This is a genomic window from Bacteroidales bacterium, from assembly GCA_021157585.1.
Classification (GTDB): Bacteria; Bacteroidota; Bacteroidia; order Bacteroidales; family UBA12170; genus UBA12170.
The window spans coordinates 1-11919 of the sequence record JAGGWH010000070.1; the positions used below are offsets into that span (position 1 = coordinate 1).

Below are 11919 nucleotides of genomic sequence, written 5' to 3' on the forward strand. Positions count from 1 at the left end.
ATTGAAGAAGGAATTGATTTGTATATAAAAATAATGAATGAAATTTTGTAAAAATAGATGATATGAAACTTTGGGATAAAGGATATTCAACAGATACAATTATTGAACGTTTTACTGTTGGTAATGATAGAATACTTGATTTAAAACTGGCAAAATACGATGTTCAGGGCAATAGTGCACACGCAAAAATGCTTCATAAAATAAACCTTCTTACGGATAAAGAACTGAAAGATATTCTTCAAGCTTTGGATGAAATTCAGGAAACAATAGATAATGGTAGTTTTACAATTGAAGATTCTTTTGAAGATGTTCACAGTAAAATAGAGTTTGAACTTACAAAGAAAATAGGAGAAGCAGGGAAAAAGATTCACACGGCACGTTCGCGTAACGATCAGGTTTTAGTGGATTTGCATTTATATGTTAAAGATGAGATTGACGAAATAAAGGTTTTAACTAAAGAATTGTTCGACACACTTATTTCCTTGAGTGATAAGCATAAAGAGGTGCTGATTCCAGGCTATACACATTTCCAGTTGGCAATGCCTTCTTCTTTTGGACTTTGGTTTTCGGCTTATGCTGAGAGTTTGATTGATGATATCAATTTTCTAAATGTTGCATATAAAATTAGCGATCAAAATCCACTGGGTTCTGCTGCGGGTTATGGAACTTCTTTTCCTATCGATCGGGAAATGACCACCGAATTACTCGGTTTTGAAACGATGAAGTATAATGTAATTGCGGCTCAAATGAGTCGTGGTAAATTGGAAAAGTCTTTGGCTTTTGCTTTAGCCTCTGTGGCAGGAACGCTCTCCAAAATGTCTTCTGACATTATTTTGTTTATGAATCAGGGTTTTAATTTTTTGGGATTTCCAAAAGAGCTCACGACGGGTTCTAGCATTATGCCGCATAAACAAAACCCCGATGTTTTTGAGTTGGTGCGAGCAAAATCAAATAAAATTCAAAATTTACCCGTAGAAATAACAATGATCACCAATAATTTAACGAGTGGTTATCATCGTGATTATCAATTATTAAAAGGAAGTTTAATGGAAGCTATTGAATTAATGAAGGATAATTTGGAAGTCAGTAATTTTATGCTTCAGCGGGTTGAGATTAAGGAGAATATTATTGATAAAAAGGAGTACGATTATCTTTTTTCTGTTGAAGAAGTAAATAAGCTGGTGATGCAAGGTTTGCCTTTTAGAGAAGCCTATAAGAAAGTTGGAAAAGCTATTTTGGAAAATGATTTCAATCCAGAGAGAAAAGTGGAGCATAGCCATGCGGGTAGTATTGGGAATTTATGTTTGGATGAGATAAAGGCTAAGTTTGAGCGGACTTACTAGCTCTCTTTTGTAGTGCTCTCTTCGACTACGCTCAGAGAGCTGTAAATGGAGTTGAGTGTGGAGAAATGCTGACTTCGGCTTCGCTTGGTTAGCGATATAGGGCGTCGAGCGAAGGTGAAATAGGATGTTGAGCGAAGTCGAAACATTATTTCACCTCAAAATCAAACATTTCTTTATCTCCAATAAATCCTTGTAGGCGGTCGCCGATAGAAACAGGACCAACGCCTGCCGGTGTTCCGGTATAAATTAAATCGCCCATCTTCAGACTTACAAACTGGGAGATATAGGCAATGATTTCATCAATGCTAAAAATCATATCTTTTGTATTTCCAATCTGACGAATTTCATTATTAATTTTCAAATCGAAATCGAAATTTTGAATATCGGTAAAATGCGATTTTGGTAGAAACTTACCTAGTGGAGCAGCATGATCAAAAGCTTTAGCAATTTCCCAAGGCAAACCTTTAGCTTTGGCTGCAGCTTGCAAATCGCGTGCTGTGAAATCGATACCTAAACCAATTTCCTCATAATAATTATGCGCAAATTTTTCTTGAATATATCTGCCTACTTTACCAATTTTTACCACTACTTCCAGTTCATACTGAATATCTTCCGAAAAATCAGGATAGAAAAAAGGCCTGTTTTTAAGCAATAAAGATGTTTCCGGCTTCATAAAAAAGACAGGTTTTTTAGGAACGGGATTATTTAATTCTTTGGCGTGGTCTATGTAATTACGACCAATACAGATTATTTTCATTGGTTTTAAGTTTTTAGTTTGAAGTTTCAAGTTTTGACTTAAGCTTATTTATCAGCTTTAGGCCTTAAACTTTCAACATAGAACATTTTTTAGAACAACTTCATATTGCCCAAATTACTACTTTTTAATTTTAGTCTAGTGATTACTTTTTTGGTTGATAATGGAAAATCGCCTTTCATCATCCAATCGTAATAAGACGATTCTTTTTTGAATACTTCGCTTACTAATTTGCCTTTATGCTTACCAAAGTTTATCACTTCCTCGTCTTTATCGTTATACACTATAAATCCTATTAAATCTACATTTCTGTTTACTCTGGAGAATTCTGCTAAAGCCTTAACATCGTTTACAACGGGTTGGCTAATATTTCCGGCTTTGTCTTTAAAATCAACTCCTTTGTACCTATCGAGTTGAGCCAAAAGAACCTCATAAGTTGCTAAGGTATCAGCTTCGGCGCTATGTGCATTCTCTAAATCTTTACCACAATAATATTTATAAGCAGCTACTAAAGTGCGTTGTTCCATCTTGTGAAAGATGTTTTGAACATCTACAAGTTGTCTTCCTTCAACATCAAAATCGATATCGGCGCGTAAAAATTCTTCAACCAAAAGAGGAATATCAAATCTATTGGAATTATATCCGGCTAAATCGCAGTTTTGTAAGAATTGATAAAGTCCTTTTGCCAGTTGTTTAAAAGTAGGCTCGTCTTTTACATCTTCATCATAAATACCGTGTATAGCCGATGTTTCAGCAGGTATTGGTATCTCAGGATTAATACGTCGGGTTTTAATCTCCTTTTTACCATCGGGATGAATTTTTACAATACTAATTTCCACTATACGATCTGTAGCAACTTTTATTCCTGTTGTTTCCAAATCGAAAAAGGCGATAGGTCGTTTTAATTTTAGCTCCATTATTCTGTTTTTTTGCTCGACAAAGGTAGGTAATTTCCTCTTGTATGTGAATGAAAAAGCCGAATAAGATAGCGTTCTTATCCGGCTTATTTTTAGTTAATTGTAATATTAAATACTTTGATTAGTATCAAAATTTTCGATGTATTCGCGTAGGCGTTTAAGATATAATCCTCCCAAAGCTCCGTCAACTACACGATGGTCGTAAGCCAATGATAGCATCATAATGCTTCGGATACCAATTGTATCGCCTTCAGGAGTTTCAATAACTACCGGACGTTTAACAATGGCTCCCAAACCTAATATCGCCACTTGTGGCTGATTGATAATTGGTGTTCCTGTTAAACTATCGAAACTACCGAAATTAGTAACGGTAAATGTACCTCCGCTAATTTCATCGGGCATTAATTTATTAGCCCTTGCACGAGTAGCTAAGTCGTTTACCGTTTTAGCCATTCCTATAAGATTTCGCTGATCTGCGTTCTTAATCACAGGGACTATCAAATTACCATTTGGCAAAGCTGCTGCCATACCAATATGGATATTTTTCCGATAGATGATATTATTACCATCAACAGAAATATTTAATCCGGGATAATCGCGTAATGCTTTTGCGGCAGCATCGATAAAAATAGGTGTGTAAGTAATTTTTTCACCTTCACGTTTTAAGAAACCATCCTTTACCCTATTTCTCCAATTTACAATCTTGGTAACATCGGCTTCAATAAAAGAAGTGACGTGAGGAGAAACTTGTTTAGACATAACCATATGATCGGCAATTAGCTTACGCATACGTCCCATTTCTTCAATACGGTCGCCGGTTCCAACGGCAACTTTCTCGCCCATCGCTTTTACCGGTTTAGTTGGAGGTGTTTTTGTAATGGCTGTTTTTTCTTTTTCTCTGTTTTCCAGATAATTTAGGACATCCTGTTTGGTTACACGACCTGCTTTTCCACTTCCCGCAATTTTTTCTAATTCTTCAAATGCAATGTTTTCTTCTTTGGCAATGCTTTTCACCAATGGAGAATAAAAACGACTAGAAGTTTTGAAGTCAGAAGGTGTTGGCTCTTCCACAATAATTTCTTTCGTAGCTTCTTCTATTTCCTTATTAATTTGATCGACTTTAAGATCGGTAGTTGCTTTTTCTTCAACAGGAGTTTCAGCATCTTCACCATCCATTTCGATAATAGCAATTAAAGCTCCTACGTCAACCACATCACCCTCTTCAAAAAAGATTTCGGTTAAAATGCCATCAACTGGAGAAGGAATTTCCGAGTCTACTTTATCGGTTGCTATTTCTAAAATAGCATCATCTTCTTCAATAGTATCACCAACAGCTTTTAACCATTTGGTAATAGTTGCTTCTATAATGCTTTCGCCCAATTTGGGCATGACAATTTCAAATTTCGCCATCGTGTTTCTTTTATATTATTGTCAGTTATTTACTGAAATTATGTTATCATTTTTTTTCGTCTGCAAATATACAAAAATTATATAATGTGGAATAATTCTAAATAAAGATTTGGGATAAAAAAAAGCCACTTGAAGATTTCCAACAAACGGCTTGATTTTCTTTATTCTATCTATTCAACTATGGTGTTCCATCCATGAGTATCTTCCAACTCTCCTAATTGTATACCTAAAAGAGTATCGTATAGTTTTTGAGAGACAGGACCCGCTTTACCGTCTTTTGCAAATTCATAAGTTTTATTTCTCTCACGATCAACTATTTTTCTGATTGGAGAAATAATAGCTGCAGTTCCACAAGCGCCAGCTTCATCAAAAGTGTTGAGTTCATCAACAGAAACTCGTCGTAAATCAACATCTAAACCAATATCCTTTGCAATCTGCCGTAAACTCATATTGGTAATCGAAGGAAGGATAGTGTTACTTTCGGGAGTAACATAAGTATTTCCTTTTATTCCAAAGAAATTAGCAGGTCCGGCTTCGTCGATATATTTTTTCTCTTTGGCATCTAAGAAAAGAACAGAAGCAAAGCCTTCCTTGTGAGCACGGTCGGCAGGACGCAAAGAAGCAGCATAATTTCCACCAACTTTAATATGTCCCGTTCCTAAGGGAGCAGCGCGATCGTAATCCCTAACTAACTGAATATCTACCGGCTTAAAACCTTCCTTAAAATAAGGTCCAACGGGAGCAACAAAAACCAAGAACATATACTCTTCGGCAGGTTTAACACCCACTTGTGGTCCGGAACCAAAAAGCAGAGGTCGAAGATATAGGCTGGCTCCTGTTCCATAAGGAGGAACAAAGCGTTCGTTCATCTTGATGGCAGTTGTAATTGATTTGAAAAAGACATCATCAGGAACTTCTGCCATCATAATTCCTTGTGCAGAACGTCTCATACGTTTCGCGTTTTCTTTCCAACGGAATAAACGGATTTTACCGTCTTTTCCACGAAAAGCTTTTAATCCTTCAAAGGCTTCTTGGCCATAATGTAAGGCTGTTGCAGCCATATGAATATTGATAGTTTCGGAAGAAGAGATTTCCATTTCGCCCCATTTTCCATCACGGAAATAAGTACGAACATTATAATCTGTTTTAAAATATCCAAAGGGTAATTCACCCCAAGCTATATTTTCCATATCGTTATTTGTTTGATTTGTTTATGTGTGCTAAAATACGAAATATTAATGAATTTTTCTTTTGATTAAATTGCTTAAAAATCATAATTTTATGTAAAAACGGACTTAATTTTTCAGGGAATTTTAGGTTTATTCCTACTTTCTGCCAGAAAGGTTATATTTTTGATTAAAATATTTGCTTGATGTTAAAAACAGAATGGTTAAAATATGAGTTAAAATTTAAACTTCCTGCCGGAACATCTCGCGGTATTCTGAAAACCAAGGAAACTTATTTTTTAAAAGTTTGGGACGATGCCCTTCCTACTGTTTTTGGTTTAGGCGAATGTAATTTATTTAAAGGCTTGAGTTTTGATGATAAGCCTAAATATGAACAGATACTCAACAAAATATCTGAACAACCTTATTTTTATATAAAAAATTTGCATAATGCTTTACTCGATTGGCCAAGCATTCGTTTTGGTTTGGAAATGGCATTTATCGATTTTCTTCAAGGAGGAAAACGAAATCTTTTCTCTTCTGAATTTTCTCAATCTTCAGTAGGAATTCCTATTAATGGTTTAATTTGGATGGGAGAAAAATCGTTTATGAAAGAGCAGATTAGAAGCAAGATAAAGCAAGGATTTCGATGCTTGAAATTGAAAATTGGGGCTATTGATTTTGATGATGAAGTAGATCTGCTGAAAGCTATTCGTTCTGAGTTTTCCAGTAATGTTTTAGAGCTTCGTGTGGATGCTAATGGTGCATTTAAACCCAAAGAGGCTTTGAAAAAGCTTAATGCTCTATCAAAATTTCATATTCATTCAATAGAACAACCTATTCGCCAAGGTCAGAGAAAAGAAATGGCAAAACTTTGTGCTAAAACACCTTTACCTATTGCTCTTGATGAGGAACTAATCGGAATTTTTGAACCTCTAATAAAAGCTCAATTATTAGATGATATTAAACCTCAATATATTATTTTAAAACCGGCTTTATTGGGTGGCTTTGCTGCTTCTGATGAATGGATAAAGCTTGCCGACAAACGAAATATTTCTTGGTGGATTACTTCAGCTTTGGAAAGTAATATTGGACTGAATGCCATTGCGCAATGGACTTATTCTAAAAAGAATTCTATGTTTCAGGGTTTGGGAACAGGACAGCTTTTTACAAATAATATTGAGAGTCCTTTACAAATAAAACAAGCCGAGCTTTGGCTAAATACAGATAAGAATTGGGAACTTAATAATTTACAATTTGATTCGTGAGTCAGCCTTGGGAAACATATACGACTTTAAGGCTGAATGGGGAAAATTATTCTCGTCAGGAGTTACTTTTATGCTCTAAAGCTAAACTTAAGAATTCAAAGAATCCCGAATGGGAAAAAGTAATTTTTAGGTTTATTGTAGAATGGCTGAATAATAAAAATAATGTTGTTGTAAAAACTTCCGGCTCGACGGGAAATCCAAAGAATATTTTAATTGAAAAGAATAGAATGATTGATAGTGCTAAAGCGACTAATACTTTTTTTGATTTAGATAAAAGTAAAAAGGCTTTACTCTGTCTTTCGGCTGATTATATTGCAGGAAAGATGATGATAGTTCGGGCATTTGTTGGTGGTTTTGATTTACATTATGCTGAAACAAAAAGTGATGTTCTTTTGAAAAATAATGTAAACTTTGATTTTACCGCTGTCGTTCCTTTGCAATTAGAATCGGTTTTGAAATCGGAAAATGCTTTGCCTATAAATCGGATAAAGAAAATTATTGTTGGTGGTGTTGCTTTACGTAAAGATTTGATTCAAAAATTGGAGCAAGTGGAAACTGAAGTTTGGGCGACATATGGAATGACCGAAACGATTACTCATATTGCTTTGCAAAGATTAAATGGAAAGCATAAGACAGATTATTTTCAAGCACTTCCAAATATTGAATTTCAGCTTGATGAAAGGAACTGCTTACGAATAAATGCTCCTTTGGTGAGTTTAAATCCCATCCAGACTAATGACGAGGTAATCTTGTTAAACTCTCAACAATTTCGTTTTTTAGGTAGAGCTGATTTTATAATAAATTCCGGAGGTATTAAACTGTCTCCTGAAATTCTGGAACAAAAAATGGCTTTATATATAGAAACTTGTTTTGCTTTTAGCTCCGTAAAAGATGAGGTTTTAGGCGAGAGATTGGTGTTGGTAATAGAAAGTAAGCCTTATTCAGAAGCGAAATTTAATAAATTAAATGAAATCTTGAAGACCATTTTAAATAGGTTTGAAGAGCCAAAAGAGATTATTTTCTCTGATAATTTCCCAAGAATGACTAATGGTAAATTAAATAGGATTAAGCTGAAAGAAGAAATTTCGTAAATATTTAAGACTGATAGAAATAATATGCCTAATTAAAATTTAAGCGATAGCTTTAAATTTATTCTTCTGGGCGTTAGATAATTAGGTACTAAATAAACGTAATTAGAATTATCTTTTACCCAAAGATAGGAAACAACATTTTTAATATCCAGAAGATTAAGAACTTCTAAAGTAATATCTGCGTTGGTAAATTGCTTGGCAATTTTATTGTTCATCCTTTTGCTATTGGGACCGATTAGCTCATAAGCAAAGCCGATATCGACGCGACGATAAGCCGGTGTGCGTGTTACTACTGTTTGAAAATCTCTATCGGGATAATAAACAGGTAATCCTGTGCCAAACGAGAGATTCATATTCATTTTAAAAGTTGGCAACATAGGTAAATAGTCCTGAAAAAATAAAGAAATAGCAACTCTTTGGTCTGTTGGACGCGGAATCCAAATATTTTCAGCAGGAGTTTCCGAACTATTGAAATAGGAATTATAGAAATTATCGCGTAATATTTCGTTGGTTTGCATAACAGAAATACTTAACCAAGATTCCAGACCTTCCACAAACTCTCCGTTTATTTTCATATCTATTCCTGTAGCATACCCTCTTGAACTATTTTCGCCACTATAAATTAAGCGTACATTATCAACAATAAAAGGTATCAAATTATCAAAATGCTTATAATAAAGTTCAGTAACCATTTTAAATGGTCGGCCCCAAGCATTAAAATTATAATCGCTACCAAGAACAAAATGTATGGATGATTGAGCTTGGATATTGGCATTTAAACTGCCATCAGGTCGGCGCAATTCACGATAAAAAGGCGATTGAAAATATAGTCCGCCGGATAGGCGTAAAAGAATATCTTTTTGCCAATCGGGTTTTACTGCAATAGCAACTCTTGGACTAAAAAGCAATTGTTTATTGTAATCCCAATAATTTACTCGGCTACCAGCTGTAAGAAAAAGTTCATGTTCTCCGGAGTAAAACTTCCAAGAATTTTGAATAAAGCCGCTTATTCTGTTTGAGTTTAATGTGTTATTTGCAAATAAAGTATCATTTAAAACAAAAGGAAAAAAGGTTTGAGCTAAGGGATCGACATATCCTAAAGAGTCTCGTGGATATGGTTTAGAATATCCGGCAGAATCAATCATTACCCACTGGTTTAACTCATCTTCAATGGATTCGTACTGTAGCTTTATTCCCCACTGTAATAGGCCTGTTTGATGTTCGTAAACACCTTGATGTTCAATATTCCAGACTTTAGCATTTAGTTTATTTCGGGCATGGTTTAAATATGTTCCAACACCTTGCGTTTCTAGTACTTCACCAAAGTCTTCCTGCCCAAGATCTGTTTCTAATTGTCCAATCCAATATTGTCCTTGAATATCGTAATTCTCCTCTTCAATAGACTGAAACGCACTACTGATTAGTTTTAGACTTAGGTTTTTATTGGGCGAATATGTAGTAGTAAAAGCTCCAAAATAAGTATTAAATCTATCAAATTCCTGACCGTCAAAATATATTTTCAGTTGGTAAGCTTCTTTAATGTGACCAAATGCTGTTTCACGATTTTCGGGAATCAGTTTATAACTATTTCGACTGTAATTGCCTAAAAAAGAAAAATTCCATTTTTTATTTGGTTGAAAGCCTATTAAAGTCTGAATATCGCTAAATGAAGGTTGATATTCGCCTTTGGTATCCAAGCTGCTTAGTAAGTATTGGTTTGTTTTTTGACGAAAACCAATTAAGTACGTAAGTTTTTTATCCAGTAATGCATCTTCAAGATGTAGAGAAGCTCCGAGTAAGCTTAATTTAATGGAGCCCTTAAATTGTGTCGGACGACGATATTTTATATCGAGAACAGAAGCCATTTTATCTCCGTATTTTGCTTCAAATCCACCTGCCGAAAAAAGTATAGAAGATACCAAATCGGAATTTATAAAGCTAAGTCCCTCCTGCTCCCCTGAACGGGTTAAAAGTGGACGATAAATTTCTATGCCATTTACATAAATAAGATTCTCGTCAAAACTACCTCCGCGCACAGAATATTGAGAGCTTAGCTCATTATTTGATGATACGCCTGGTAGTGTTTTTATTAAAGATTCTACATTGCCGCTAACACCTGATATTACCTGAACTGCTTGAGGATCGATACGAGTAAGAGTAGTTTTCCTAATTTCTTTATCTTCTACTATTACATCGGCTAATTGCTTAGTAGCCTGAAAAAGAGTTATATTCAGATTGCGTTTTTGTCCTGCTTTAAGCTGTATCTTTACTTCTTCAGTCTGAAATCCAATAAAAGAAAATTGAATTGTTAGTAATTTATTAGCCGGAATAGTCAGTTGGTAATTTCCATTTCCATCAGAAACATTACCTCCTTTTTCATTTAGGATTAAAATATTAGTGAGGGGGACAGCCAGCCCATTTTCATCGGTTATATTACCATAAACAAGGGCTGTTTGAGATTGTTGAGCAAAGGAACTACTAATGACAAAAAGAGCAAAGCCGATTGTAAATAGTGACTTTTTTATATTAGAAAGTGTTTGGTAGAGTAGTTCTGTTAGCATTTTTCCTGACTGTGAAGCAAATATACTTATTTTTTAAAACGCCATTTACTGATTAATATTCTTTGTAAAAAGAAAAATTTAGGCAAAAAAAATGCTGTTTGAAATCAAACAGCATCTTTTAAAATATTTTTACAACTTATTTGGCAGTATAAAAGCCAGCTTCTTTTGCATCTTTTAAAGCAATTGAGATACCTTTTTTGCTTATTATACGCATACCTTTAGCAGATACTTTTAAAGTTATAAATCTATCCTCTTCCGGGATAAAAAATTTCTTTGTATGTAGATTAGGATAAAACTTTCTTCTAGTTTTAGCGTGAGAGTGAGAAACATTGTTTCCTGATATCACCTTTTTTCCTGTTATTTCGCAAATTCTTGACATCTTTCTTTAATTTAAATTCTTATTCCTGAAAAACGGACTGCAAAATACGTGATTATTTCTTGAAAAAACAACCCTTTTTTAAAATTATTTATGAAATTATCATGCCCTTATAATACATTTTATAATATATAGATACACAGCCCATTACGCTCTTATTATTAGCGATTTATTTTTTAATTCCCGTTGTTACAGCTCCTGTTTCATAATCTAGTTCTGAACCTCCCGTAGAATGTGGAATCATATATATACTGAGTAAGACAATAAAAGCTATTATTGGCCACAAACGGTTATTTTTGTTTTTGCGTAAAACAAAGAAAGCAATTAGCCAAAAGATAAAAGCAAAAAGAGTTTTATTATCTGTCCAGTCGCCACCAAAAGGCCAGCCTGTCCACAAATCTCCAAATGCATACAACTGAACTATTGGACCTAAAATCATACCACCAATACCAAGAGTAATTAGTGTAATAGTAGTGTATAAGTATGTTCGTTTTCCGTTTACTAATGCTTCAATACCTGTACGAGTAGAATAAAGCATAGCCAAAAACATTAATATTACATGAGGAACAAGAATAAAGCCGGGAACAGCTCCCTTAAATCGAATAACAACAGGCTCTTCGCTTAGATTATAATGCTTACCTTTATATTCAAGAGAAACAGTATATTCTAACTTTCCTGCCGGTGGTTGGTTAGGTAAAAATGCATTTAAACATTCTCCATTATATTTCATTTCCAGCATCTTCCAATCTTCTTTACTTCTATAATGGCGATATTTAACCATACCTTTAACATCCGAAGGTAGCTTAAGATTTATTGGAGCATCAGATTCCCCACCTTGTGTAGTAAGTAGTTTGAATTTGTAAGTTTCACCATTAAGTTCAACTTCTGCTTTTTTTGGGTAAGTTGGACCGGTTGCACGCTGATAAACAGCGGCACTTAATGTGAAAATAACAGCAAAAATCCAGAGTAAAGTATACTTTGTTTTTGAAGACATAATTTTATATTTGCGGCAAAATTAATAATTTCCGATAAA

At 34.4% G+C, this 11919-nt stretch carries 10 protein-coding genes; 3 read left to right on the plus strand and 7 right to left on the minus strand.

Annotated elements, in window-relative coordinates:
* The first annotated feature begins 62 nt into the window (after positions 1 to 62).
* Positions 63 to 1343: an argininosuccinate lyase gene (argH, locus tag J7K39_04500; protein MCD6179141.1), complete on the plus strand. Its 1281-nt coding sequence runs from the start codon at positions 63 to 65 to the stop codon at positions 1341 to 1343.
* 145 nt (positions 1344 to 1488) lie between these two features.
* Here the strand turns inward: argH and J7K39_04505 are convergent, their stop codons facing one another.
* The 4 genes from J7K39_04505 to J7K39_04520 form a co-directional block, all read right to left on the minus strand.
* Positions 1489 to 2100 (minus strand): fumarylacetoacetate hydrolase family protein, encoded by a 612-nt coding sequence (locus J7K39_04505; GenBank protein ID MCD6179142.1) that lies wholly within the window; start codon positions 2098 to 2100, stop codon positions 1489 to 1491.
* 89 nt (positions 2101 to 2189) lie between these two features.
* Complete coding sequence (locus tag J7K39_04510) at positions 2190 to 3014, minus strand: ribonuclease H-like domain-containing protein (protein ID MCD6179143.1); 825 nt, start codon at positions 3012 to 3014, stop codon at positions 2190 to 2192.
* A gap of 108 nt (positions 3015 to 3122) precedes the next feature.
* A complete protein-coding gene (locus J7K39_04515) occupies positions 3123 to 4424 on the minus strand; it encodes a 2-oxo acid dehydrogenase subunit E2 (protein MCD6179144.1) in 1302 nt (433 codons plus the stop codon).
* A 170-nt stretch (positions 4425 to 4594) separates the two neighbouring features.
* Positions 4595 to 5614 carry a branched-chain amino acid aminotransferase gene (locus J7K39_04520; GenBank protein ID MCD6179145.1) on the minus strand — a complete coding sequence of 340 codons (1020 nt, stop codon included), beginning with the start codon at positions 5612 to 5614 and terminating at the stop codon, positions 4595 to 4597.
* A gap of 182 nt (positions 5615 to 5796) precedes the next feature.
* On the opposite strand from J7K39_04520, the gene J7K39_04525 reads away from it, so the two are divergent.
* A complete protein-coding gene (locus J7K39_04525; protein MCD6179146.1) occupies positions 5797 to 6858 on the plus strand; it encodes an o-succinylbenzoate synthase in 1062 nt (353 codons plus the stop codon).
* Positions 6855 to 7949: an AMP-binding protein gene (locus J7K39_04530; GenBank protein MCD6179147.1), complete on the plus strand. Its 1095-nt coding sequence runs from the start codon at positions 6855 to 6857 to the stop codon at positions 7947 to 7949. The genes J7K39_04525 and J7K39_04530 overlap by 4 nt, the downstream gene beginning before the upstream one ends.
* A gap of 32 nt (positions 7950 to 7981) precedes the next feature.
* Here the strand turns inward: J7K39_04530 and J7K39_04535 are convergent, their stop codons facing one another.
* From J7K39_04535 to J7K39_04545, 3 genes are all read right to left on the minus strand, one after another.
* Positions 7982 to 10510 carry a carboxypeptidase-like regulatory domain-containing protein gene (locus J7K39_04535; GenBank protein MCD6179148.1) on the minus strand — a complete coding sequence of 843 codons (2529 nt, stop codon included), beginning with the start codon at positions 10508 to 10510 and terminating at the stop codon, positions 7982 to 7984.
* A gap of 136 nt (positions 10511 to 10646) precedes the next feature.
* Entirely contained in the window at positions 10647 to 10889 is a 243-nt protein-coding gene (locus J7K39_04540) for a 50S ribosomal protein L28 (GenBank protein MCD6179149.1), read from the minus strand.
* Positions 10890 to 11055: 166 nt separating this feature from the next.
* Positions 11056 to 11880, minus strand: coding sequence for a hypothetical protein (locus J7K39_04545; protein ID MCD6179150.1), 825 nt, complete (start codon positions 11878 to 11880; stop codon positions 11056 to 11058).
* Positions 11881 to 11919: the final 39 nt, after the last annotated feature.